The 26,509-nt window shown below is 38.3% G+C and carries 21 protein-coding genes and 3 pseudogenes; 20 read left to right on the forward strand and 4 right to left on the reverse strand.

Features of this window, described 5'->3' with window-relative positions:
• Positions 1 to 178 precede the first annotated feature (178 nt).
• From ligA to SRT_RS03115, 20 genes and pseudogenes are all read left to right on the forward strand, one after another.
• Positions 179 to 2,137: an NAD-dependent DNA ligase LigA gene (gene ligA / locus SRT_RS03020; RefSeq protein ID WP_128832986.1), complete on the forward strand. Its 1,959-nt coding sequence runs from the start codon at positions 179 to 181 to the stop codon at positions 2,135 to 2,137.
• Between the two features lie 12 nt (positions 2,138 to 2,149).
• On the forward strand, positions 2,150 to 3,193 hold the full coding sequence (locus SRT_RS03025) for a diacylglycerol kinase (RefSeq protein ID WP_128832987.1): 1,044 nt from the start codon (positions 2,150 to 2,152) through the stop codon (positions 3,191 to 3,193).
• Positions 3,194 to 3,207: 14 nt separating this feature from the next.
• A pseudogene (gene pulA / locus SRT_RS03030) lies at positions 3,208 to 5,517 on the forward strand (type I pullulanase); the annotation flags it as partial.
• Between the two features lie 221 nt (positions 5,518 to 5,738).
• Complete coding sequence (glgB, locus tag SRT_RS03035) at positions 5,739 to 7,625, forward strand: 1,4-alpha-glucan branching protein GlgB (protein ID WP_128832989.1); 1,887 nt, start codon at positions 5,739 to 5,741, stop codon at positions 7,623 to 7,625.
• 25 nt (positions 7,626 to 7,650) lie between these two features.
• Positions 7,651 to 8,790: a glucose-1-phosphate adenylyltransferase gene (locus tag SRT_RS03040; protein ID WP_128832990.1), complete on the forward strand. Its 1,140-nt coding sequence runs from the start codon at positions 7,651 to 7,653 to the stop codon at positions 8,788 to 8,790.
• On the forward strand, positions 8,780 to 9,913 hold the full coding sequence (glgD, locus tag SRT_RS03045) for a glucose-1-phosphate adenylyltransferase subunit GlgD (protein WP_128832991.1): 1,134 nt from the start codon (positions 8,780 to 8,782) through the stop codon (positions 9,911 to 9,913). Before SRT_RS03040 ends, glgD begins: the two co-directional genes overlap by 11 nt.
• Positions 9,910 to 11,340, forward strand: coding sequence for a glycogen synthase GlgA (glgA, locus tag SRT_RS03050; protein ID WP_128832992.1), 1,431 nt, complete (start codon positions 9,910 to 9,912; stop codon positions 11,338 to 11,340). Before glgD ends, glgA begins: the two co-directional genes overlap by 4 nt.
• A gap of 28 nt (positions 11,341 to 11,368) precedes the next feature.
• Positions 11,369 to 13,765 (forward strand): glycogen/starch/alpha-glucan phosphorylase, encoded by a 2,397-nt coding sequence (locus tag SRT_RS03055; RefSeq protein WP_128832993.1) that lies wholly within the window; start codon positions 11,369 to 11,371, stop codon positions 13,763 to 13,765.
• A 238-nt stretch (positions 13,766 to 14,003) separates the two neighbouring features.
• The gene (locus tag SRT_RS03060; protein WP_002262946.1) at positions 14,004 to 14,207 is read left to right on the forward strand and encodes a F0F1 ATP synthase subunit C; all 204 of its coding nucleotides are present in this window, start codon (positions 14,004 to 14,006) and stop codon (positions 14,205 to 14,207) included.
• Positions 14,208 to 14,236: 29 nt separating this feature from the next.
• Positions 14,237 to 14,956, forward strand: a complete 720-nt coding sequence (gene atpB / locus SRT_RS03065; protein WP_128832994.1) for a F0F1 ATP synthase subunit A — start codon at positions 14,237 to 14,239, stop codon at positions 14,954 to 14,956.
• 17 nt (positions 14,957 to 14,973) lie between these two features.
• Positions 14,974 to 15,471 carry a F0F1 ATP synthase subunit B gene (gene atpF / locus SRT_RS03070; protein WP_128832995.1) on the forward strand — a complete coding sequence of 166 codons (498 nt, stop codon included), beginning with the start codon at positions 14,974 to 14,976 and terminating at the stop codon, positions 15,469 to 15,471.
• Positions 15,471 to 16,007 (forward strand): F0F1 ATP synthase subunit delta, encoded by a 537-nt coding sequence (locus tag SRT_RS03075; RefSeq protein ID WP_128832996.1) that lies wholly within the window; start codon positions 15,471 to 15,473, stop codon positions 16,005 to 16,007. Before atpF ends, SRT_RS03075 begins: the two co-directional genes overlap by 1 nt.
• 15 nt (positions 16,008 to 16,022) lie before the next feature.
• Complete coding sequence (atpA, locus tag SRT_RS03080; protein WP_128832997.1) at positions 16,023 to 17,528, forward strand: F0F1 ATP synthase subunit alpha; 1,506 nt, start codon at positions 16,023 to 16,025, stop codon at positions 17,526 to 17,528.
• An 18-nt stretch (positions 17,529 to 17,546) separates the two neighbouring features.
• Positions 17,547 to 18,425 (forward strand): F0F1 ATP synthase subunit gamma, encoded by an 879-nt coding sequence (locus tag SRT_RS03085; RefSeq protein WP_128832998.1) that lies wholly within the window; start codon positions 17,547 to 17,549, stop codon positions 18,423 to 18,425.
• 25 nt (positions 18,426 to 18,450) lie between these two features.
• The gene (atpD, locus tag SRT_RS03090) at positions 18,451 to 19,857 is read left to right on the forward strand and encodes a F0F1 ATP synthase subunit beta (RefSeq protein WP_128832999.1); all 1,407 of its coding nucleotides are present in this window, start codon (positions 18,451 to 18,453) and stop codon (positions 19,855 to 19,857) included.
• Positions 19,858 to 19,870: 13 nt separating this feature from the next.
• Positions 19,871 to 20,287 carry a F0F1 ATP synthase subunit epsilon gene (locus SRT_RS03095; RefSeq protein WP_002262939.1) on the forward strand — a complete coding sequence of 139 codons (417 nt, stop codon included), beginning with the start codon at positions 19,871 to 19,873 and terminating at the stop codon, positions 20,285 to 20,287.
• A 310-nt stretch (positions 20,288 to 20,597) separates the two neighbouring features.
• Entirely contained in the window at positions 20,598 to 20,783 is a 186-nt protein-coding gene (locus SRT_RS03100; protein WP_373276253.1) for a DUF1146 family protein, read from the forward strand.
• Between the two features lie 65 nt (positions 20,784 to 20,848).
• The gene (gene murA / locus SRT_RS03105; RefSeq protein ID WP_128833000.1) at positions 20,849 to 22,120 is read left to right on the forward strand and encodes a UDP-N-acetylglucosamine 1-carboxyvinyltransferase; all 1,272 of its coding nucleotides are present in this window, start codon (positions 20,849 to 20,851) and stop codon (positions 22,118 to 22,120) included.
• Position 22,121: 1 nt separating this feature from the next.
• Positions 22,122 to 22,310 (forward strand): DNA-directed RNA polymerase subunit beta, encoded by a 189-nt coding sequence (locus SRT_RS03110; protein ID WP_128833001.1) that lies wholly within the window; start codon positions 22,122 to 22,124, stop codon positions 22,308 to 22,310.
• A gap of 41 nt (positions 22,311 to 22,351) precedes the next feature.
• The gene (locus SRT_RS03115; RefSeq protein WP_128833002.1) at positions 22,352 to 23,233 is read left to right on the forward strand and encodes a DNA/RNA non-specific endonuclease; all 882 of its coding nucleotides are present in this window, start codon (positions 22,352 to 22,354) and stop codon (positions 23,231 to 23,233) included.
• A 63-nt stretch (positions 23,234 to 23,296) separates the two neighbouring features.
• Here SRT_RS03115 and SRT_RS03120 read toward each other — a convergent pair whose 3' ends face one another.
• From SRT_RS03120 to SRT_RS03135, 4 genes and pseudogenes are all read right to left on the reverse strand, one after another.
• Positions 23,297 to 23,947, reverse strand: a complete 651-nt coding sequence (locus tag SRT_RS03120; RefSeq protein WP_128833003.1) for an amino acid ABC transporter permease — start codon at positions 23,945 to 23,947, stop codon at positions 23,297 to 23,299.
• A 14-nt stretch (positions 23,948 to 23,961) separates the two neighbouring features.
• Positions 23,962 to 24,665 (reverse strand): annotated as a pseudogene (locus tag SRT_RS03125) (amino acid ABC transporter permease).
• A 17-nt stretch (positions 24,666 to 24,682) separates the two neighbouring features.
• Positions 24,683 to 25,494, reverse strand: a pseudogene (locus SRT_RS03130) (transporter substrate-binding domain-containing protein).
• Positions 25,491 to 26,273, reverse strand: a complete 783-nt coding sequence (locus SRT_RS03135) for an amino acid ABC transporter ATP-binding protein (RefSeq protein ID WP_128833004.1) — start codon at positions 26,271 to 26,273, stop codon at positions 25,491 to 25,493. Before SRT_RS03135 ends, SRT_RS03130 begins: the two are co-directional and overlap by 4 nt.
• Positions 26,274 to 26,509 lie beyond the last annotated feature (236 nt).

Consider the following 26,509-nt stretch of genomic DNA (forward strand, 5'->3'; position numbering starts at 1 on the left):
AATAAAAATTTTGACTGTAACCGATTTGAAAAAATCAGCTCTTAATAACCATTCTAATAAACGTGAAAGTTGCTTTTATTACTTTACACTGCCTTTAATTCTTTAAAATAAAGCTTTCCCTCTTCTTTTATGATTAAAAATTAGTTAAAGCTAGTGAAAATATGGTAAAATAAGAGATATGAAAGAACGTATGAATGAGCTGGTTCAGCTTCTTAATCAATATGCCAGAGAATATTATACAAAAGACAATCCCAGTGTTTCAGATGCTGAGTACGATAAACTCTATCGTGAACTTGTAGAACTTGAAAAAGAATTTCCAGAGGACATTCTTCCTAATAGTCCGACGCATCGTGTGGGTGACCTTGTTTTAGATGGTTTTGAAAAATATAGACATGAGTATCCTTTATTTTCTTTACAAGATGCTTTTTCTCGTGAAGAATTGGAAGCTTTTGATAGGCGTATTAAAGCGGAATTTCCGCAGGCTGATTATTTAGCAGAATTGAAAATTGATGGTCTTTCCATTTCTCTAACCTATGTTGATGGCCGTTTACAAGTTGGGGCTACCAGAGGAGACGGAACGGTTGGTGAAAATATTACAGAGAACCTTAAGCGTGTGCGAGATATTCCACTGCATTTACCTGAAAATATTGATTTGACAGTACGTGGGGAATGCTATTTGCCTAAAGTTTCCTTTAAAACTATCAATGCTGAGCGTAGGGAAAATGGTGAGGCTGAATTTGCGAATCCGCGAAATGCAGCGGCAGGCACCTTGCGTCAATTGGATACTAAGGTTGTGGCTAAACGAAAATTGGCGACTTTTATCTATCAAGAGGCAGGTCCGACAGCTGCCAGCAGTCAGGAAGCAGTACTAGAAAGTTTTGCCAAGCTCGGTTTTACAGTCAATCCTCGTCATATTATTTCCTCATCGATGGATGCTATTTGGCAGTTTATTGAAGAGGTTGCTAAGGAAAGAACTGAACTTGCCTATGATATCGATGGCGTTGTTATCAAAGTGAACAGTTTGGCTCTACAAGAGGCGCTCGGTTTTACAGTTAAGGCACCCAGATGGGCCATTGCTTATAAATTTCCAGCAGAGGAAAAATCAGCAGAAATTTTGTCGGTTGACTGGACAGTTGGTCGAACAGGGGTTGTGACACCAACAGCTAATTTAACACCTGTTCAGTTGGCAGGAACGACGGTCAGCCGGGCAACCTTGCACAATGTTGACTACATTGCTGAAAAGGATATCCGAATTGGTGATACAGTTGTTGTCTATAAGGCTGGAGATATTATTCCGGCAGTTTTACATGTCGTTGAAAGCAAGCGTGACCAGCAGATGCCGCTGCCAATTCCAACAGTCTGTCCGTCCTGTCAGAGTGAACTGATCCATTTTGAGGATGAGGTGGCTCTTCGCTGTGTTAATCCACGCTGTCCAGCCCAATTAAAGGAAAAATTGATTCATTTTGCTAGTCGTGATGCTATGAATATTATAGGATTAGGTCCAGCTATTGTTGAAAAATTATTTACAGCAGAACTCATTTGCGATGTAGCTGATATCTATCAGTTAACTCCTGAGAACCTTATGCAGCTCGAAGGGATCAAGGAAAAATCAGCAACTAAGCTTTATAAGGCTATTCAGGCTTCCAAAGCTAGTTCAGCCGAAAAACTTTTATTTGGATTGGGTATTCGTCATGTCGGCAGTAAGGCGAGCAGACTTCTTATGGAACGCTTTGAGAGTCTTGAGCAGTTAGCTGCTGCTGATTTTGACGATATTGCTGCTATTGATGGTTTGGGAGTTGTTATTGCAGAGTCCTTAAAAACTTATTTTGCAACAGCAGGTGCACAGAAACTTTTGATAGAGTTAAAAACAGCAGGTTTGAACTTGACTTATCTTGGCAAAAAAACAGCAAGTGATGCCATTTTATCTGGAATAACAGTTGTTCTGACTGGTAAATTAACAAATTTGACACGTAATCAAGCAAAGGAAAAACTGCAGAATCTTGGTGCCAATGTAGCTGGAAGTGTTTCTAAAAAAACCAGTTTGGTCATAGCAGGGAGTGATGCAGGTTCTAAATTAGAAAAAGCAAAAACTTTAGGAATTGAAATTAAAGATGAAGCTTGGCTAGAAAGTTTGTGATAGGAGAGAGAAATGGTAAGAAAACAAAAACGTGCACGTTTAATTTACAATCCAACTTCGGGTCAAGAAATCATGAAGAAAAATGTAGCAGAGGTTTTAGATATCTTAGAGGGTTTTGGTTACGAAACGAGTGCCTTTCAGACAACTCCCAGAGCAGACTCTGCCAAAAATGAGGCAGCACGTGCCAGTCAGGCAGGATTTGATCTGGTTATTGCTGCTGGGGGTGACGGCACCATCAATGAAGTTGTCAATGGCATCGCACCTTTACGGAAACGTCCCAAGGTCGCTATTATTCCAACAGGGACGACTAATGATTTTGCCCGCGCTCTTAAGATCCCACGTGGCAATCCTATTGAGGCAACCAAATTAATTGGTAAGAATCAGACCATTCATATGGATATTGGCAAGGCTTATAATGACAAATATTTCATTAATATTGCCGCAGCAGGCAGTTTGACAGAATTGACCTATAGTGTGCCTAGCCAACTAAAGACGATGTTTGGTTATCTCGCCTACTTAGTCAAGGGGGCTGAGCTCCTGCCACGTGTTCGAAATGTCCCTGTCAAGGTCTTTTATGATCATGGTGTTTTTGAAGGCGAAGCTTCCATGATTTTTGTGGCTTTAACCAATTCTGTTGGAGGCTTTGAAACGATTGCTCCAGATGCTAAGTTGGATGATGGTAAGTTTACGCTCATCTTAGTTAAAACGGCTAATCTTTTTGAATTAACGGGTCTTATTCGTCTTGTTTTGACAGGTGGGCGGCATATTAATCACAAAAAGATTGAGTATATTAAAACCAGTTACCTTAAAATTATTCCTCAAGGGAATCCTTCTAAGCGGATGATGATTAATCTTGATGGAGAGTACGGCGGTGATGCACCGATTGAATTGCGCAATTTAAAAAATCATATTGAATTCTTTGCGAATACAGATGAAATTTCAGATGATGCGATTACTCTTGATACAGAAGAACTGGTGCTAGAAGCAATTGCCCAGAAATTTGCAAGAGAAGCAGAAAGTCTGGATGGGATGGATAAGATGGAAGAGCAAGATTAGTTAGGTAAAAAGACATGAAAAATACCGTAGTCGTACATTACCATAGTAATACAGAAAATTATTTTGAGTTTAGTTTATGGCAATGGCAGAGCGGACAGATGGGAAAAGATGCCTCTTTCTCACGTTTTGATAATTTTGGAATTGTTGGAAATCTCGTTTATGAGTCTGATACTTTTCAAAGTCAAGTCTATCTGATTGTCAAAAATGCTGACTGGTCCGTTAGAACGCCTGATTTTAGTATTAATTGCAATCCTGGTCTGTCTAAAAGCGAGGTTTGGATTGTTCAAGGGGATGATACGCTTTATTATTCATGGCAAGCAGCAGTTGCAAGCCATGCTTATAATCGGCGTCAGCCGCATGCTTTTGATATGGCTGTCAATAGTAAACGCTTTGACTATGAATGGGGCTTTCAAGGCTGGCTTGGTTTTTCTTACCAAGAAGATAAAACTGAATTTCGGCTTTGGGCACCAACTGCTAGGCGGGTTGAATTAATTATTTACAGTTCAACTGGCGAAAAGTCAAGTGTTCTCAAGGTTTTAAAAATGAAGCGCGGGGAAAACAGAAGGCCTGATGATCATACTAAAAATACGCATGGTGTCTGGGAGCGTACAGTCGAAGGAGACTTGAATTATCATGCTTATCGCTACCGTGTTTATTATCGCAGACGTATTTTTCGAGATACGAGAGATCCCTATTCTATTGCTGTGACGGCTGACGGGAAACGTTCAGTTGTTATTGCTGATGCTGATTTAATACCAGAAGGTTTTGAAGTCAAACACAGGCAAGAGGCTAGTTGGCGTCTTAGCAATCCTAATCAAGCGGTGATAGCAGAGATGCATATCCGTGACTTTTCTAAATCGGAAACTTCAGGTGTCAGGCATGAAAATCGCGGCAAATTCTTAGGTGCTTTTGAAACAGGGACCAAAAATTTATATGGCGATCAAACAAGTTTTGATTATCTCAAGAACTTAGGTATTAATTACGTGCAGCTGCAGCCTGTTTTTGATCATCACCAGACCTTCAATGAAGATGGCTCTTATGCCTATAATTGGGGTTATGATCCTGAAAACTACAATGTTCCAGAAGCTAGCTTTGCTAGCAATCCTCATGCACCGACCACTCGCATTTTAGAATTAAAACAGCTTATTCAGGCTTATCACGATGCAGGTATTGGTGTTATTATGGATGTGGTTTACAATCATACCTATTCCTCTACAGATTCTGCTTTTCAGCTGGCAGTGCCTGATTATTATTATCGTATGAATCATGATGGTTCCTTGCAAAATGGTTCGGGCTGTGGAAATGAGACTGCCAGTGAAAAAGAAATGTTTAGGAAATACATGATTGATTCCATTCTTTATTGGATTCAAGCCTATAATATTGATGGTTTTCGGTTTGATCTGATGGGTCTTCATGATGTTGATACCATGAATGCTATTCGTCAGGCTGTTGATGCTATCGATCCTAATATCTTGCTTTATGGTGAAGGTTGGGATATGGGAATAGGTCTCATGCCAGAAGATAAGGCTAAAAAAGATAATGCTTACCAAATGCCGCGTATTGGTTTTTTCAATGACGATGTGAGAAATGCTATTAAAGGTGCTGAAGTTTACGGCGATTTCAAACGCGGTTTTGTATCGGGAGAAGCTACTGAGAATAAAATTGCTAAGGGCATGTTAGGCAGTGACGAATTAAGTTCTTATTTGGCACCGAATCAGGTACTTAACTATGTAGAGGCACACGACAACTATAACCTTAATGATCTTCTTATGGAACTACATCCTGAAGATGATAAAACCACTCATATTAAACGCGTTGAGTTGGCAAATAGTCTGGGGATTTTGATGCAGGGAATGGCGTTCATTGAATTAGGACAGGAATTTTTACGGACTAAGCTGTTTCCAACAGGTCCAGATGGTGAATTAACCCATGCCGATAAAGAACGCGCGATGAATAGTTATAATGCCCCCGATGAGGTCAATCAAATTGACTGGAATAATGTAACACTTTATAAGTCAACCGTTAATTTTGTTAAAGAATTAATTCGTTTAAAAACACAAGAAGAGGCTTTTTCTTATCAGACCTATGAGGACATCCGCAAGCATGTTTATGTTGAGTCAGCAGAATATGGATCTGGCTTAGTGATTGTCAGCATAAGTAGCTACGATAAAATTTTCAAATTAATTTTCAATGTCAGTGAAAAAAACACTAAAATTGATATGACACAAGATGAAAAGTATGATATAATATTAACAAATATAAAACGCTTTCATAAATTGAGTGGACAACTTGAAAATTTGACAGCTACGGTCTTTGAATTAAAAAATAATCCAAGAAAACTTGGGTTATTTTTGCTTTTTAATAGTAATTCGTTTTCTTTAAATGGTGGAATAATCCAGTGAGTACAGCACAGCCAAAAGTCTGAGAATACTTCTAATTAGTATAAGACAAACTGAATGAATGCAGCAATCAAGGAAAACGAACTGCTAATTGAGCGTTTCTGTTAGAAAGATTTGATAAGCGATACAAAAGAGGAGGTGATATAATGGATGAAAGAGAAGCACTCAGAACATTTGGAACTGGGGAGAACTTTCATGCACAACACTACTTTGGATTTCATGAAACTGAAAAAAATGGCGTAAAGGGTTATATTTTCAGGGTTTGGGCGCCAAATGCTGAGGATCTTCATCTTATTGGTGACTTTACTGGCTGGTTTGATAATCCCTTACAAATGGATAAAAATGAGGCAGGTGTTTGGGAAGTCTTTACGGATTTACCTAAAGAAGGCCATATATATAAATACCTTGTGAAGCGACAAGGCGGGCAAATTGTTGAAAAGATGGATCCATTTGCTATTTATTTGGAGGAGCGTCCGGGAACGGGCTCTCTCATCAGAACCATTCCTGAAAGGAAATGGAAAGATGGTCTTTGGTTGGGCCGCCGAAAACGCTGGGGGTTCTTTAAAAGACCAGTCAATATTTATGAAGTTCATGCAGGTTCTTGGAAGCAAAATGAAGATGGAAGTCCCTATAGCTTTGAACAATTAAAGGATGAATTGGTTCCTTACTTAGTAAAGATGAATTATACGCATGTCGAATTCATGCCTTTGATGGCTCATCCTTTGGGAATGAGCTGGGGTTACCAATTGATGGGCTTCTTTGCCTTTGAGCACACCTATGGTACTCCAGAACAATTTCAGGATTTTGTGGAAGCCTGCCATCTTAATAACATTGGTGTCATTGTTGACTGGGTGCCTGGTCATTTTACACAAAATGATGATGCTCTGGCTTATTTTGATGGGACACCGACCTTTGAGTATCAGGATCATGACCGTGCCCATAATTATCGTTGGGGAGCTCTTAATTTCGACTTGGGTAAAAATCAAGTGCAGTCTTTCTTGATTTCTAGTGCTAAATTTTGGATAGATTTCTATCATATTGATGGTATTCGTGTTGATGCTGTCAGCAATATGCTCTATTTAGATTATGATGAAGGACCTTGGCAGCCTAACATCGAAGGTGACAATCGCAATCTAGAAGGTTATTATTTTTTGCAGCGCTTAAATACAGTACTCAAATTAGCCCATCCAGATGTAATGATGATTGCAGAAGAGTCAACAGCTACAACCAAGATTACAGGCAGGCGTGAAGAAGGCGGTCTGGGATTTGACTATAAATGGAATATGGGTTGGATGAATGATATCCTAAAATTCTATGAAGAAGATCCAATTTATCGTAAATATGATTTTAACCTTGTGACGTTTAGTTTTATGTATCTCTTTTCCGAGAATTTTATCTTACCATTTTCACATGATGAAGTTGTGCATGGGAAAAAGAGTCTGATGCATAAAATGTGGGGCGATCGTTATAATCAATTTGCTGGTCTGAGAAATTTATATACTTATCAAATCTGCCATCCTGGTAAAAAACTGCTCTTTATGGGGAGTGAATTTGGCCAATTCTTGGAATGGAAATATGACCATGCTCTTGAGTGGACTAATCTTGAAGAGGAAGATGGTCTCAATCTTAAGATGCAAGATTTTACCAGCAAGCTCAATCAATTCTATAAAGATCATAAGGTACTCTGGCAATTGGATACCAGTTACGATGGTTTAGAAATTATTGATGCTGATAATGTTGATGAAAGTGTCTTGTCTTTTATCAGAAAAAATGAGAAGGGAGATCTATTAGTTTGTGTCTTCAATATGGTTCCTGTGGAACGCAAAGGTTTTACAATAGGCGTGCCAGTTGAGGGCATATATGAAGAAGTATGGAATACTGAACTTGAGGAATTTGGCGGGGTTTGGAAAGAGCACAATATGACAGTCAAAACACAAAAAAAATTGTGGAAGGAATATGAAAATACACTCAGCTTCACTTTGCCAGCCTTAGGTGCTAGTATTTGGAAAATAAAACGTCGTTTGAGAAAGTGAAAACTTATTTGGGAAGGAAATGCATATGAAGAATGAAATGTTAGCTCTTATTCTTGCTGGAGGACAAGGGACACGACTTGGAAAATTGACGCAAAGCATTGCAAAACCTGCTGTCCAGTTTGGCGGACGTTATCGTATTATTGATTTTGCACTTTCAAATCGTGCCAATTCAGGCATTAATAATGTTGGTATTATTACACAGTACCAACCACTGGCACTTAACAGTCATATAGGAAATGGTTCAAGCTGGGGTTTGGATGGTATTAATTCTGGGGCAACAATTCTTCAGCCTTATTCTGCAACGGAAGGAAATCGTTGGTTCCAAGGTACCAGCCATGCTATCTATCAAAATATTGATTATATCGATAGTATTAATCCGGAGTACGTTCTTATTTTGTCGGGTGATCATATTTATAAGATGGATTATGATGATATGCTTCAAACCCACAAGGATAATATGGCCAGCCTAACAGTCGCAGTTATTGATGTTCCTCTCAAAGAAGCCAGTCGTTTTGGTATTATGAATACGGATTCTAATGATCGTATTGTTGAGTTTGAAGAAAAACCAGAGCAGCCAAAATCAACTAAGGCTTCAATGGGAATTTATATCTTTAATTGGGATCGCTTGAGAACCATGCTTGTTGATGCTGAAAAGAACAATATTGACATGTCTGACTTTGGTAAAAATGTCATTCCTGCCTATCTTGAGTCGGGTGAACGTGTTTATACTTATAATTTCAATGGCTACTGGAAAGACGTTGGAACCATTGAATCACTCTGGGAAGCTAATATGGAATATATTGGTGAAGACAATGACCTTCACAGCCGTGATCGCTCTTGGAAAATCTATTCAAGAAATTTAATCGCACCACCAAACTTTATCACCGAAGAAGCTCATGTAAAAGACTCTTTGGTTGTAGATGGCTGCTTTGTTTCTGGTAAGGTTGAACATTCCATTTTGTCAACCAATGTTCAGGTCAAAGAAGGCGCCCAAATCAAAGATTCCTTTATTATGAGTGGTGCCGTTATTGGTGAAGGTGCTAAAATCACACGTGCCATTGTTGGTGAAGGTGCTAAGATTGGTGAAGGTGTTGAGATTGATGGTACTGAAGAAGTCCAAGTTATTGGTTACAATGAAGTAGTGGGGGTTCCAAATGAAGATTGATAAATATTCTGCAATTCTAGGGAGTGCCATTGGTTTTCCGGAAATGGAAGGGCTGACAGACACACGTCCCTTGGCAAATCTGCCTTTTGATGGGAAATACCGTTTGATTGACTTTCAACTGTCAAATTTAGCAAATGCTGGTATTCGAAGTGTTTATGGTATTTTTCGCGGACAAAATATTCGGTCTGTTTTTGACCATATCAGAAGCGGCCGTGAATGGGGGCTCAATACTCTTTTGAGTCATTATTTCCTAGGTTTTTATAATACACCAGAAGACAGTGTTTATGCCGATAAAGATTATTATGATCAAATCCTGACTTATTTAAAACGTTCAGGTTCTGATCAAACCATTTATATGTCTTGTGATATCCTGTGTAATATTGATTTGCAGCAAGTGATTCATCTGCACAATGCGAATCAACGCAATATGACAGTTGTTTATAAGAAATTGCCAATCAATGCTATTTCTGCAGCTAATGACATTTTAGAAATTGATGAATCAGATACTGTTACGGGACGCCGGGATAGCCAATCTGGAAATGAATCAGAAAAAATGTCTGCTGGTATTTATATTGTGAATACGCCATGGCTGATTGAAAAACTGGAAAGAGAAAATCAAAAAGAAGAACCAATTAATCTTCGTTTCTTATTACGTGATTTAACAGTTGAAGAAAAAGCTCTCGCCTTTGAATACACTGGCTATCTTGCTAACATTTCTTCTGTCCAATCTTACTACAATGCTAATATGGACATGCTGGAATCTCAAAAATTCTATTCTTTGCTTTATTCTAACCAAAAGGTTTATACAAAGGTGAAAAATGAAGAAGCAACTTACTTTGCTGCTGAGTCAACTGTTAAAAATGCCCAGTTTGCTTCAGGTAGTATAGTCAAGGGAACCGTGGATCATTCTATTATTTCACGTAATTGCTATATTGCCGATAATTCCCATGTTGTTAACAGTGTTGTTTTCCCTAAAGTAAGCATTGGAGATGGTGCAGTAGTAGAGAATGCTATTCTTGATAAAACTGTTAAAATTGCTCCCGGAGTAACCATTCGCGGTACAGGAGATAAACCTGTTGTAGTCGCAAAAGCAAGTGAAATTGTTGAGGATATTATTCAATGAAAATCTTATTTGTAGCAGCGGAAGGATCTCCCTTTGCAAAAATAGGTGGTTTGGGTGATGTCATTGGTGCCCTGCCCAAATCCCTTGTCAAAAATGGTAATGAAGTCAGTGTTATCCTTCCTTATTATGATGTTATTGATGCTAAATTTGGGGATCAAATAGAAGACCTTTTCTATTTTTTCACCAATGTCGGCTGGCGTCGTGAATATGTTGGTATCAAACATATCTTCAGAGATGGCGTTGATTTTTACTTTATTGATAATACACATTATTTTTATCGCGGCCAAGTCTATGGAGAATTTGATGATGGTGAACGGTTTGCCTATTTCCAATTAGCTGCTTTAGAAGCTATGGAAAAAATTCAATTTATTCCAGATATTCTTCATGTTCATGATTATCACACTGCCATGATTCCTTACTTGCTGAAGGAAAAATATCATTGGATTAATGCTTATCATGATATTAAGACAGTATTTACTATTCATAATATTGAATTTCAGGGACAATTTGATCCATCCATGTTAGGAGAGCTTTTTGGTGTTGGTGATGAGCGTTATCGAGATGGAACGCTGCGGTGGAATGACTGTCTCAATTGGATGAAAGCAGCGGTACTCTATGCAGATCGTGTTACGACTGTTTCACCGTCATATGCTCAGGAAATTATGACACCTGAATTTGGTAAGGGATTGGATCAAATTATGCGCATGGAATCAGGTAAGCTGAGCGGTGTTGTCAATGGTATTGACACGGACTTGTTTGATCCGGAAACAGACTCGTATCTGCCAGTCCATTTTTCAAAAGATGATCTGTCAGGTAAAGCAAAAAATAAGGCAGTTTTGCAGGATCGTGTCGGTTTACCAGTACGTGAGGACGTTCCTTTGGTTGGTATTGTCTCCCGTCTAACAGATCAGAAAGGTTTTCAGTTAGTTGTTGATCAACTTAATGCCATGATGCAACTGGATTTGCAGATTGTTTTATTAGGGACAGGCTATGCTGATTTTGAAAATGCTTTTTCTTGGTTTGGCCATGCTTATCCAGACAAAATGTCAGCCAATATCACTTTTGATTTAGAATTAGCTCAGCAAATTTATGCTGCCAGCGATATCTTCCTGATGCCGAGTGCCTTTGAGCCTTGTGGCTTGTCACAAATGATGGCCATGCGTTATGGTACCTTACCGCTTGTACATGAAGTAGGCGGACTTCGGGATACTGTTATTCCTTACAATGAATTTGAAAAGACAGGAACAGGTTTTGGTTTCCAAGACTTCTCAGGTTATTGGCTGACCAAAACGCTTGAAGCTGCGCTAGATGTCTATTATAATAGAAAAGAAGACTGGAAAATTCTTCAAAAAAATGCGATGACAACTGACTTCTCTTGGGATACAGCCAGTCAAGCTTATGAACGTCTATATAAAGAACTAGCTTAGGCTAGTTCTCTCTCATGAAAGGAAAAAAATGCAACTAACAAAAGAAAAATTCATTCGTGACTTTAAAGATACTCTGCATGAAGAACAATTAATCAAGGTACCTGAAGCAACGCCAACGGAACTTTTTGCTTCTTTGGCTAAGGTTGTTCGTAAATATTATACACCGCTTTGGTTAGAAAGAAATCGCAAGATTTCTGAGAATCAGCAAAAGGTAGCTTATTATTTTTCAATTGAGTTTCTTCCCGGACGTATGCTGGAAACTAATTTACTTAATCTAGGGATCTTAGAGACGGTTAAGGAAGGGTTTGCTGAACTTGGTGTTAATTTTGAGGACGTTAAAAATGCTGAACATGATATGGCACTTGGTAATGGCGGTCTCGGTCGTCTGGCAGCAGCCTTTATGGATTCATTAGCGACAACAGGTTATCCTGGTTTTGGTAATGGTCTTCGTTATAAATATGGTCTCTTTAAGCAACGTATCGTTGATGGCTATCAGGTAGAATTACCAGATTCTTGGTTTGGCTCTGTAGGCAATGTCTGGGAAACACGTAAAGATCATGATGCTGTTGAAGTAAAGCTTTTTGGCAATGTTTATTTGCAGGCTAATGAAAGAGGACGCATTGTTCCGGTTTATGATGGCGCACAAATCCTGCGTGCTATTCCTTATGATGTTCCGCAAATTGGTTTTGGTAATGATAACATTAATAATTTGCGTCTTTGGGATGTTGAGATTCCTGAAGAATATGAATTGAATTACCCAACTCTGGAATTGCGTCGCCGTGTTAAAAATATTACGGCTATTCTCTATCCGGATGATTCTAATTATGAAGGTAAAGAGCTGCGTTTGATTCAAGAATACTTTATGACAAGTGCTGGTTTACAAACCATTATTAAATCTTACCTTAAACAAGGTTTGCCGCTAGAAAGAATTCACGAAAAGATTTCTGTTCATATCAATGATACCCATCCAGCAGTAGCACCAGCTGAGTTCATACGGTTGTTGGTTGATGAATACGATCTTGAGTGGGATCAAGCATGGGAAACGACTGTGCAAACGATGAGTTATACTAACCACACCATTCTTTCAGAAGCTCTTGAAAAGTGGGATGCTGGACTTTTCAAGAATGTCTTGCCTCGTGTTTATCAAATTATTCTGGAAATTGATAACCGTTTTGTTGCTGGTTTAGCCCAAAAAGGCATTGATCCTCAAATTATTGAAAATACTCGCATTGTTAAAGATAATCAAATTCATATGGCAAATTTGGCTATCATTGGCGGTCACTCTGTTAATGGTGTTGCGAAACTTCATACAGAACTGCTTAAAGAAGATACCTTGCATGATTTTTATACCCTTTATCCTGGAAAATTCAATAATAAGACTAATGGTATCGTACAGCGTCGTTGGACACAGATTGCAGCACCAGAATTATCTGCAGCGCTTGATCAAACGATTGGTAATGGCTGGCGTAAGGATATTCATGAATTAAGAAAGCTGAATGATTTTGTCAATGATTCTGCTGTACTTAATCATTTTTATCAGGTTAAACAAGATGCTAAGGCAAAATTAGCTGCTTATATAAAAGAATCAACAGGCGTGGAGGTCTCAACAGATGCTATCTTTGATGTACAAGTTAAGCGTCTGCATGCCTATAAGCGCCAGCTGCTAAATGTTCTTCATATTGTGAAATTGTATTGGGATCTAAAGGATAATCCAGATCTTGATATGGTTCCGCGTGTCTTTATCTTTGGAGCCAAAGCAGCACCGGGATATCATTTTGCCAAATCTGTGATTAAAATTATTAATGAATTAGCCAATCTTATTAATAACGATGAAAGTCTTCAAGGAAAACTGAAAGTTATCTTTCTTGAAAACTACAATGTCAGTCTAGCAGAACTCATCATACCAGCAGCCAATGTTTCTGAGCAAATCTCTCTAGCTTCTAAAGAAGCTTCAGGAACGTCTAACATGAAATTCATGATGACAGGTGCTATTACTTTAGCAACACTTGACGGTGCCAATATTGAGATCAAAGATGAAGTTGGTGATGATAATGTTGTTATCTTTGGTATGACCAAGGATGATGTCTATCATCACTATGAAAACCACGATTATTACTCACGCGGCGTTTATGAGTCTAATTCAGTTATTAAACGTGTTGTTGATACCTTTATCAATGGAACGATTCCTAACTGTCCAAGTGAAGGAACTGAAATTTATGAAGCTCTGATTACTCATAACGATGAATATTTCTTGCTTGAAGATTTCACAGCTTATGTACAAGCTCAGGAAAAGATTGATAAACTCTATCGGGATAAGGAAACTTGGTCGCAAATGAGTTTGCGTAATATTGCTAACTCTGATAAATTTACTTCAGATGACACGATTGTGCAATATGCTAAAGAAATTTGGCAGTTAGAAAAATAAGCCTTCCCAATAGGAGACTTAGACAAAAGCGTCTAAGCCTCTTTTTTGATCTAATATTTATAAGATAGGCAATCAAATTTAAAAGCGTCTTCTCTAGTACTGAGAAAAGCTATTGATAATTTAAAAGAATAGGTTAAGAAAAGTCTAAGAAAGCGCAACCAAATTTCTTGTTTTCATTGACAAACCTGCAAAATAGGACTAAACTAAACAAGTAAAAAATTTTGAAGGAGAATTCATTATGTTGAATTTAAAGATTTTAGCACTTGGGATTGCTGTTTTAGGCGTTAGCCTTGGTGAAGGAATTTTAGTTGCTAATATTGCAAAATCTGCAGCTCGTCAGCCTGAAATGTATGGTAAGTTACAAACGCTCATGATTATGGGTGTTGCCTTTATTGAAGGTACCTTTTTCGTGCTTCTTGCTTCAACATTCTTTGTTGGCTGATTTCATAATAAGAGAAGGGGGAATGAAAGTTGGAAAAAACAATAAATCCAACGGTTAAATTCTTAGGTATTGAGTTTGACTTAACCATCTTGATGATGTCTCTCTTAGTTGTTCTTATTGCATTCTTATTTGTCTTTTGGACAAGCCGCCATCTAAAAATAAAGCCTACAGGCAGACAAAATGTTTTAGAATGGATCTATGATTTTGTCCTTGGAATTATCAAGCCTAATTTAGGTTCTTATACTAAGAATTACAGCCTATTTGCTTTTTGTCTCTTTCTTTTTGTTTTTGTTGCTAATAATATTGGTTTATTAACAAAGATTCAAGTCAAAGATTATAATTTATGGACTTCTCCAACAGCAAATTTTGCAGTTGATTTTGGTCTTTCTTTAATGGTGGCGGTAATCTGTCATTTTGAAGGGATTCGTAAGCATGGCTTGAAAACATACTTAAAGGATTATTTAGAACCGACAGCAGCCATGTTGCCTATGAATCTCTTAGAAGAACTAACGAATATTATTTCACTGTCTCTTCGTTTATATGGTAATATCTATGCTGGTGAAGTTGTTATGACGCTTTTGGTACAGTTTGCTGATTTTAGCCCGTATGCGACACCAATAGCCTTTCTGCTTAATATGGCTTGGATTGGATTTTCTATTTTTATCTCAGGAATACAAGCTTATGTCTTTGTTCTTTTAACGACAACTTATATTGGCAAAAAGGTCAATATTGATACTAAAGACAATTAAGAAAGGAGCAGTGATTTATGTCAACACTTATTAATGGAACAAGTCTAGGCAATTTGCTTATCGTGACAGGCTCTTTTATCCTTTTATTACTTCTGGTTAAGAAATTTGCTTGGTCTCAGCTGGCAGCTATTTTCAAAGCACGAGAAGAAAAAATTGCAAAGGATATTGATGATGCTGAAAATTCACGTCAAAATGCTCAGGTTTTAGAGAATAAACGTCAAGTTGAGCTTAACCAAGCTAAGGATGAGGCTGCCCAAATTATTGATAACGCTAAGGAAACTGGTAAAGCTCAAGAGTCTAAGATTGTAACAGAGGCTCATGAGGAAGCCGGTCGTCTAAAAGATAAGGCCAATCAAGATATTGCTACAAGCAAGGCAGAAGCCCTATCAAGCGTTAAGGCAGATGTGGCAGATCTTAGTGTTCTTTTAGCCGAAAAAATTATGGCAAAAAATCTTGATAAGACAGCTCAGGGTGACTTAATTGATAGTTACTTAGACAAATTAGGAGATGCCTAATGGATAAAAAAACACAGGCTGTGACTGAGATCTATGCCAAGAGTCTTGTTGAAGTCGCTCTTGAAAGAGATTCAGTCCCTATTATCTATGATGAAGTTAGAGCAATTTTGAGTGTTCTTGATGATCAGCAAGTACAAGATTTTTTAGCAAGCAAGGCGATTGATCTGTCTGCTAAAGCTAAAGTCGTAAAACTGTTTCAAGAGTCTAGTTCGGACTATATGAAACGGTTTCTTGAGATTATCTTACAAAATGAACGTCAGCAATTTCTTTATCTTATAATGAAAGAGGTTTTGAAAGAGCTTAGTCTTAAAACACATATCTTTGATATTGAGGTGACAACAGCTATCGCTCTTTCAGATGATCAAAAAGAACGGTTGACAGCACTTGTTGAAAAGAAATTTGCCCTAACCAAACGAAATCTTATTGAAAAAATTGATGATAAAATCATTGGTGGTTTTATTATTAAAGCAAATAATAAGGTAATTGACACTAGTATTCGTAGCCAATTACAAGAATTAAAAATGAATTTGAAATAGAAAGTGGTGTGATTTTTGGCAATTAACGCACAAGAAATTAGCGCTTTAATTAAAAAGCAAATTGAAAACTTCCAGCCAAATTTTGATGTCACAGAGACTGGTGTTGTTACTTATATCGGTGATGGTATTGCTCGTGCTTGCGGACTTGATAATGCTATGAGCGGTGAATTGCTTGAGTTTGACAATGGAACTTTTGGAATGGCGCAAAACCTTGAGTCTAGTGATATCGGTATTATTATTCTTGGTGATTTTAATAGTATTCGTGAAGGTGACACGGTTAAACGTACTGGTAAAATTATGGAAGTACCAGTCGGCCAGGCTCTTATTGGTCGAGTCGTTAATCCGCTTGGTCAGCCTGTTGATGGTTTGGGTGAAATTGAAACGACTGCGACACGTCCTGTTGAAGCAGCAGCTCCTGGTGTCATGCAGCGTCAATCTGTTTCTGAACCTTTGCAAACAGGAATCAAGGCTATTGATGCTTTGGTACCAATTGGCCGCGGACAGCGTGAATTGGTTATCGGAGACCGTCAAACTGGTAAGACTTCAATTGCCGTTGATGCTATTATTAACCAAAAAGGACAGGATATGATTTGTATCTATGTTGCTATAGGTCAAAAGGAATCCACTGTTCGCAGTCAAGTAGAGGTTCTTCGTAAATATGGCGCTCTTGATTATACTATTGTAGTGACAGCTTCGGCTTCGCAACCTTCACCTTTGCTTTATATTGCTCCTTATGCAGGTGTTGCAATGGCAGAAGAATTTATGTACAACGGTAAACATGCTTTGATTGTTTATGATGACTTATCAAAACAAGCAGTAGCTTATCGTGAACTTTCTCTGCTTTTGCGCCGTCCGCCGGGACGTGAAGCTTATCCTGGGGATGTCTTCTATCTTCATAGCCGTCTTTTGGAACGTTCTGCTAAGCTTTCTGACGAGCTGGGTGGCGGCTCTATTACAGCCTTGCCATTTATTGAAACGCAAGCAGGTGATATCTCAGCTTATATTGCAACCAACGTTATTTCCATCACTGATGGTCAAATTTTCCTTCAAGAAAATTTGTTTAACTCAGGAATCCGTCCAGCTATTGATGCCGGATCTTCTGTATCACGTGTTGGTGGTTCTGCCCAAATTAAGGCCATGAAAAAAGTTGCAGGAACCCTTCGTCTTGACTTGGCTTCTTATCGTGAACTTGAAGCCTTTACACAGTTTGGTTCTGATCTTGATTCAGCAACACAGGCTAAGCTTAATCGCGGACGCCGCACAGTAGAAGTTCTTAAACAAGGACTTCACAAACCTTTGGCAGTTGAAAAACAAGTCTTGATTCTTTATGCTTTGACACATGGCTTTTTAGACAGTGTTCCTGTTGATGATATTTTGACTTTCCAAGATGATATGTTTGATTACATTGACTCACACGACGCTGGTATCTTTGAAACGATTCGCACAACGAAGGATCTTCCAGAAGAAGCGGTGCTGGATAAAGCCATTCAGACTTTCAAAGATCAGTCACAATTTAGTTAATAATGGGAGGGATCTAGTATGACAGGCTCTCTTAGTGAAATCAAGGCAAGAATTACTTCAACACAAAAGACGGGGAAAATTACCAGTGCCATGAAAATGGTGTCTTCTGCTAAATTGGTAAAATCTGAACAAGCTGCTAAAGATTTTCAAATCTATGCTTCAAAAATTCGTCAAATTACAACGGATCTTTTACATTCTGATTTGAGGAAGGGTTCCAGCAATCCGATGCTTATTTCACGTCCAATTAAGAAGACGGCTTATATTGTCATTACTTCTGATAAAGGTTTGGTTGGTGCCTACAATTCAACCATCCTAAAAGCTGTTATGGATACCATTAAGGATTATCATCCAAAGGGTGATGATTATACCATCATTTCTATTGGTGGAATGGGATCGGACTTTTTCAGAGCTCGTCATATTCCAGTAGCTTTTGAATTACGTGGGTTGGAAGATAATCCCAGTTTTGAAGAAGTTAACCGTATCATTTCCAAGTCTGTTGAAATGTACAAAAATGAGCTTTTTGATGAACTTTATGTCTGTTACAGTCATCATATTAATAGTTTAACCAGTCAGGTTCGTGTTGAAAAAATGCTTCCTATCTCTGATTTGGATGCAGATGAAGCTAGTGAAGACAATATCGCTAACTTCGAATTAGAACCTAGTCGAGAAGCTATTTTGGAACAACTCTTACCTCAATATGCAGAAAGTTTGATTTATGGAGCAATTATTGATGCTAAAACAGCAGAGCATGCTGCAGGTATGACAGCTATGCAGACTGCAACAGATAATGCAGACAAGGTCATTGAAGATTTAACAAAACTATATAATCGTGTGCGTCAAGCTGCGATTACACAAGAAATTACAGAGATTGTTGCGGGTGCCAATGCCCTAGACTAATCTAATACTTTAAAAGGAGAAAAAAATGAGCACAGGCAAAATTGCTCAGGTAGTTGGTCCTGTTGTTGATGTTGCATTTGCGACAGATGATAAACTTCCTGAGATTAATAATGCATTGGTCGTTTATAAAGATGGTGACAAGTCTCAAAGAATTGTTCTTGAAGTTGCCCTTGAACTTGGTGATGGACTAGTTCGTACCATTGCTATGGAGTCAACTGATGGTTTAACGCGTGGGCTTGAAGTCTTTGATACGGGTCGTGCTATCAGTGTTCCGGTTGGAAAAGAAACACTAGGTCGTGTCTTTAATGTTCTTGGAGATACGATTGACCTTGATAAACCTTTTGCAGAAGATGTTGAACGTCAGCCAATTCATAAAAAGGCACCATCATTTGATGATCTATCAACTTCAACTGAGATTTTAGAAACAGGAATTAAAGTTATTGACCTTCTTGCCCCTTATCTTAAAGGTGGTAAAGTCGGCCTTTTCGGTGGTGCTGGTGTCGGAAAGACCGTTTTGATTCAGGAGTTAATTCATAATATTGCTCAAGAGCATGGCGGGATTTCGGTATTTACTGGTGTTGGTGAACGGACACGTGAAGGAAATGACCTTTATTGGGAAATGAAGGAATCTGGTGTTATTGAAAAAACAGCTATGGTCTTTGGTCAGATGAATGAACCGCCTGGAGCACGGATGCGTGTTGCTCTTACTGGTCTCACCATTGCTGAATATTTCCGTGATGTAGAAGGTCAGGATGTGCTTCTTTTCATTGATAATATTTTCCGCTTCACACAAGCAGGTTCTGAAGTGTCAGCCCTTCTTGGCCGTATGCCGTCAGCTGTTGGTTACCAGCCAACTTTAGCAACTGAAATGGGGCAATTACAAGAGCGGATTACATCAACTAAGAAAGGTTCTGTTACATCCATTCAAGCTATCTATGTGCCAGCCGATGACTACACTGACCCTGCGCCAGCTACAGCCTTTGCTCACTTAGATTCAACCACCAACCTTGAACGCCGTCTGACGCAAATGGGGATTTATCCAGCCGTGGATCCTTTAGCCTCAAGTTCACGTGCTCTCTCACCTGAAATTGTTGGTCAAGAGCACTATGATGTTGCTACAGAAGTGCAGCATGTTCTGCAGCGCTATCGTGAGTTACAAGATATTATTGCTATTCTTGGTATGGATGAGTTATCCGATGAAGAAAAGACTCTGGTTGGCCGTGCGCGTCGGATTCAGTTCTTCCTTTCACAAAACTTCAATGTTGCAGAACAATTTACAGGACAGCCGGGTTCTTATGTTCCTGTTGCTGAAACTGTTCGTGGATTTAAGGAAATTCTCGAAGGAAAATATGACGATCTTCCAGAAGATGCTTTCCGAAGTGTTGGAGCTATTGAGGATGTTGTGGAAAAAGCCAAGAAGATGGGTGTTTGAATGAGGTGATCAAATGGCAGAAATGACTGTACAAATTGTAACGCCAGATGGTTTAAAATATGATCATCATGCCAAGTTCATTTTGGTTAAAACGCCAAATGGTGAATTGGGAGTTTTGGCAAATCACGAAAATTTAATTGCCCCCCTTGAGGTTCACGAGATGAAAATTAAACGTATTGATGATGACAGTCATGTTGATTGGGTTGCAGTTAATGGTGGCATTATTGAAATTAAAGACAATCTTGTGACCATTGTTGCGGATTCAGCTGAGCGTGAACGTGATATTGATCTTTCTCGGGCAGAACGTGCTAAAAAACGTGCTGAAAAAGCAATTGAAGAAGCTAAAGAGCAACATCGTATTGATGAAGTTCAACGTGCTCAGGTTGCTTTGCGGCGTGCGCTTAACCGTATAAATGTAGGATCTAAATAAGAAACAAAAAAGAGGCTGGAACAAAAAGTGCTCCAGCTTTTTTTGTTGTGCAGAGGTTTTTATTTAACATAGTAGTTGATGGAATTTTCGCATCTTAATTTTTAGGCTTACGGAACCATCAAAGCTTATCTAATCCCATGAATACCAGATCATCAATACAATACCTATCACTTTGCGGAAAGCTAAACAACAAAATTGACATCGCCATTTCATGACGCTTTACTGATTTTTATCCGCTCTCTTTTTTGGTATAATAGAGTTATGGAAATTTTACGAAATAGTATCATGTTGATGAGTCATTTTATATTTATTGCTATTTTTTTACAACCTTCTGATTAATTTATTTGATTGGGGAAAAATTGTTAAACAAGCTTCTGAAAATATAGGACGTCTCAAATTGTTTTTGCTGTTTATTAGCATTGTCATTGGTTATATGGTCAGTACTTTTATCTGGTCTGTCATTTCGTTAAGTCAAGATATCTTTTTTGCGATTTAATTTATTCGAATAGTGTCTTTATTATGGTATAATGCAAGAATAAATTATAATGATTGGAGAAATTCGTGGATAGAATAATTATTGAAGGCGGAAAAACACAACTTAAAGGGGAAGTCATTATTGAAGGGGCGAAAAATGCCGTCCTTCCGCTATTGGCAGCGGCCATTTTACCGACAAAGGGGCAAACGCTTCTAAAGAATGTACCTAATTTGTCTGATGTTTTTACCATGAACAATGTTGTACGCGGCTTAAATGTTGCCGTTGATTTCGATGAAGAAAAGAATCAACTATTGATAGACGCAACAGGTGATATTTTAGATGTGGCTCCTTATGAATATGTCAGTCAAATGCGAGCATCTATCGTTGTTTTGGGACCTATTTTAGCACGAAATGGTCATGCTAAGGTTTCTATGCCTGGAGGCTGTACAATTGGCAGCCGCCCCATTGATTTGCATTTAAAAGGCTTAGAAGCTATGGGAGCTAAGATTCAACAGACAGGTGGTGATATTACGGCCACTGCCGATCGCTTAAAGGGTGCTAACATTTACATGGATTTTCCAAGTGTTGGTGCAACTCAGAATCTTATGATGGCTGCTACTTTAGCTGATGGAACAACGATTATCGAAAATGCAGCACGTGAACCTGAAATCGTTGACTTAGCTAATCTTCTAAATAAGATGGGTGCCAGAGTCATTGGTGCAGGGACTGAGACTTTAACTATTGTAGGTGTTGATGAGATGCACGGTACTGATCACAGTGTTGTGCAAGATCGTATTGAAGCAGGAACCTTCATGGTTGCAGCGGCTATGACCAATGGAAATGTTTTAGTTAAGAATGCTGTGTGGGAACACAATCGTCCTCTCATTTCTAAATTAAGAGAAATGGGTGTCCAAGTCACTGAAGAAGAAAGAGGTATTCGAGTGATATCTGATGTGACCAAACTCAGACCTGTAACGGTTAAAACCATGCCCCACCCCGGTTTTCCAACGGATATGCAGGCGCAGTTTACAGCGCTAATGGCAGTCGTTAAGGGGGAATCAACAATGATCGAGACAGTTTTTGAGAATCGTTTTCAACATTTAGAGGAAATGCGACGAATGGGGCTCACTTCAGAAATTTTACGTGATACAGCCATGATTCATGGTGGTGAACAACTGCAAGGTGCTCAAGTTATGTCAACTGATTTGCGAGCTAGTGCTGCTCTTATCTTAACAGGTATGGTGGCTGATGGTAAAACAACTGTCGGCAAGTTAAATCATTTGGATCGCGGTTATTATCAATTTCACGAAAAGCTGGCTAAGCTTGGTGCAACGATTAGTCGTGTTAATGGAGAATAGGATGAATAGTGGTTGGAAATATGTTCGAAATCAATTAGCTTTTGTTGTTCTCATTGCTCTCTTATGTCTCGTTTTTCTGGCAATCGGTCTAATGATTGGTTATAGTTTTATTGGTGAGGGTAGAAACCCTTTATCTATCTTATCCTGGGATAAATGGCAGTCAATCATTGATAAATTCACTGGAAAGTAGGATTAGCCTACTTTTTTAATGGTATTTTTAGAGGAGTTTCTATGACTAGAAAAACGAACAAGTCTCAGCGAAAACCGCAAAAATTATACTTATCTCTTCTGGCTGCTTTGAGCATATTTGTTTGTACTTATATTGCAACCAGTAATCATATTGCTGATAGTAACCCTATAAAACAAGCTGCCCAATTATTGATAGGCAAAAATAAGGTCATATCTTCAAATGGATCAAAGAGCCATCAAGCGACTCCCAGTCAAGAATTAGCCAATACTGTTATGACAGATACAGTAAAAAATGCCTTGGGACGACGAATTGAATGGAGTGGCGCAGGTTCTTTCATTATTAATCATAATAAGACTGATCTCAATGCTGATATCGCTAGTCAGCCCTATGCCAATAATCAAACTAAGGTAGTACAAGGTCAGATGGTACCAACAGTGGCGAATGCTTTGCTGAGTAAAATGACTTGTCAGTACCGAAACCGCCAAGAGACAGGAAATGGCAGGACAAATTGGCAGCCAGCAGGCTGGCATCAGCTTTATGATTTGCCGGGTGACTATGATCACGCAGTTGATCGTGGACACTTATTGGCTTATGCTTTGGTTGGTGGTTTGAAACGATTTGATGCTTCAACGAGTAATCCTCAAAATGTAGCAACACAAGCAGCTTGGGCTAATGAAGCCAATAGTTCAAACTCAAGGGGACAAAATTATTATGAAACACTGATTAGAAAAGCTTTGGATCGTCATAAGCGTGTCCGTTACCGTGTGACTCTTATTTATGATAGCAACAATAATATTTTAGCCAGTGGCAGTCATCTAGAAGCCAAATCATCAGATGGTAGTCTAGAGTTCAATGTCTTTATTCCTAATGTTCAGAGCGGTTTGACCTTTGATTATGCGACAGGACAAGTTAAGGCAAATTAATGCTGCTGCATTTTTAAAAACAAAGTAAAAATCAGTCTGGATATCAAAATTCCAGACTGATTTTTAGTCAGTTGCTTGTTCCCACTTTTTAGCAAGACGGCGAGAAAAACTTGAAATGATAAAGTTAATGATAAAATAAGTTACTGCAACAATCCCATAAAGAGCAAAGACTTGATCAGCTTCAAAATATTTTCCCATCAAAATTTGACTTTTTCCGAATAATTCTTGAAGGGCAATAACAGAATAAAGAAAAGAAGTATCTTTAATAACAGTTACAAATTGGGAAATGATAGCTGGCAGCATTTTTCTGATAGCCTGAGGGAAAATAATATAAATAAAAATCTGAGAATTGGTTAATCCTTGAGCAAGTCCTGCCTCAGTTTGTCCATTATCAATAGCATTTAATCCGCCTCGGATAATTTCCGCTAGAGCTGCAGAGGTAAAAACGGTGAAGGCAGTAATTCCAGCAGGAGTGGATTTCATTTGAAAGACAAGAAAAACGATGAAAATCCATAAAAGATTAGGAACATTTCTGACGAACTCAATATAAATACTAGCAATCCATCTTAGTGGTTTATTTTTACCATTGCGCATAACAGCTAGAATCGTTCCCAAAATGGTAGATAGTACAATGGAAATAAAGGAGATATAAAGTGTTAGCCACAAACCCTGAAGTAAAAAATTGAGATTTGTAGGTGTTAATAATTCTTTCATTAGTCAGCCTCCCTTTATAAATGATAAGCTTTTTTGTTGGCTTCTTCTTTACGTCGAGCCCAAGTCGCAAGAGGGAAACACATGATGAAATAAAGGAAAGCGGCACCAGCAAAAGCAGGGATGTAATTTGTTGTTTCGTAGGCCCAAGCCTTGGCTGTAAACATGATATCCGCGCCTGAAATAATAGCAACTGTTGATGTGTTTTTATCAAGTTAACCACTTGGTTAGTCATTGGTGGCAAGATAGTTCTGATGGCCTGCGGCAAGATAATTAGACTCATGGTCTCCTGATAGGTAAATCCTTGAGAAAGAGCTGCTTCGGTTTGTCCTTTAGGCACAGCTTCAATACCAGAGCGAATAACTTCTGCAATGTAAGCACCGTGATAAATACCAACACAAAGTACTGCAGTAAAGAAAGCTGAAATCATAACAGCACCGTTTGTTATAATGGCTAACCCATAATAAACAAAGACGAATTGTACCAATAATGGTGTGTTTTGAAAAATCTCAACGTAAACACGGGCTATCCCTTTAAGAAGCTTAGTTTTAGAGGAACTCATGGCGCCAAAAATGACACCAAGAATTAAAGAAAGCAGTAAAGCGAAGAAGGACATTTCAAGTGTATAAAGGAAACCCTTTAAAAATTGATCGAAGTTGGCAAAAAATGCAGACCAGCGGCTCAGAGCAAAAGGGCCGGAAGTAGCAGTAAATAGTAGCATAATATTTCCTTTACTCATTATTTATCTGGTTTGGCTGATTCAAGATGATGTTTATTATAAATGCTTTCAAGACTTTTATCAGCAGTCCATTTTTTTAATAAATAATTAATATATTTTGTTAAGCCAGTATTTGATTTTTTAGTGGCAATACCATATTCTTGCGTATTAAAGCCAGCTTTTAGCAATTTAGATTGCTTGCTGACATAACCAGTGAGGATGGACTTATCAACAGAAAAAGCGTCAATGCGTTTAGAATAGAGAGAAATAGCAAGTTCAGGAAAACTTCCTAATTGAACATAGTTAAATTTTAAGTGATGTTTTTTAGCATAAGCTTCAAGGTTAACCTTGGTTGTAGCCCCTTGAGAAACACCAATAGTAAGTCCGTCTAGATCAGAAATTTTTGAAATCTTGCTTGATTGACGAACCAAAAAACCAATTTGGTCATAATAATAAGGTTTAGAAATACTGTAAGAAGCTTGACGCTCTGGAGTAATGGTATAGGTAGCAATAACTAGGTCAACTTGGCCATTATCCATAAGAGGCTCACGAGTTTGAGTCGTAACAGGAACAAGCTCTAGTTTTACCCCAATAGATTTAGCGATTTTACGAGCAATATCAATTTCCATTCCCTCGTATTTACCTGTCTCAGCATTGTAATAACCAAAATTGGGAACATCCTGCTTGACACCGACCTTAAGCACTCCAGCCTTTTTAATTTTTTAACTTGTGGAGAGGTTACATTATCAGCGTTTACCTTGGATAACCCTGAAAGGCTTGTTGCAATCATTATCAGAGCAGCCAAACTGATGAGAAATTTTTTGATGTTCATTCGCTTTCTCCTTTTTGGTTGATATTCACTTTTTCACTGGTATGATTGATAATTTTACTTAAGAACTGTTGAGCTCGTGGATCTTTTGGATGTTTAAAGAAACCATCAACATCAGTTGTATCTTCTAGGATTTCCCCATCAGCCATAAAAATGATACGATCAGCAACTTCACGTGCAAAACCCATTTCATGAGTGACGACGACCATGTTCATGCCTTCTAAAGCTAAGTTTTTCATAACGGCTAAAACATCCCCGATGGTTTCAGGATCCAGTGCAGAAGTTGGTTCATCAAAAAGCAGTAACTTAGGATTCATAGCCAGTCCGCGTGCAATAGCGATACGCTGTTTTTGTCCGCCAGACAGCATACCCGGATAGGAATCTTTGCGATCCCACATGTTAACATAAGTGAGATATTTTTCAGCAATAGCATCAGCCTTTTTCTTATCCATTCCTAAAACTTTAATTGGGGCTAATGTCACGTTTTCTAGCACTGTTTTGTGAGGATAGAGATTAAAATGTTGGAAAACCATACCAACTTCTTTGCGAAGTGTGACGAGGTCCTTAGTTGAAGCGTTGGTAACTTCATGACCGTTAACAATGAGTTGGCCAGAGTCAATGGATTCCAGAGCATTCATTGTACGAATAAGTGTGGATTTCCCGGATCCTGAAGGCCCAAGCAAAACAACAACTTGTCCTTTTTCAATTTCTAGATTTATATTACGAAGTGCATGGTAGTCCCCATAGTATTTTTCCACATTTTTAAAGGTAATGAGTGCCATAGTCTTCTCCTTATTTGACATAAATTTATTGTTAGCTTTTCTAACATTATATTGCTATACTATCATACCTTTTTTAGGATGTCAAATATTATCAGAAAATTCAGTAAGATAACTTTTTATAATAGTTTGAAATAAACTTGTTGGTTTTCATTTGCCATTGATTTTGATATAATCGTAAAGGGTTACTTTAAGCAGTAAAGTTTTAAGTAAATAAAAATGGTTCTAACATAAAGTTT

It is taken from the genome of Streptococcus troglodytae, assembly GCF_002355215.1.
GTDB classification, from domain to species: domain Bacteria; phylum Bacillota; class Bacilli; order Lactobacillales; family Streptococcaceae; genus Streptococcus; species Streptococcus troglodytae.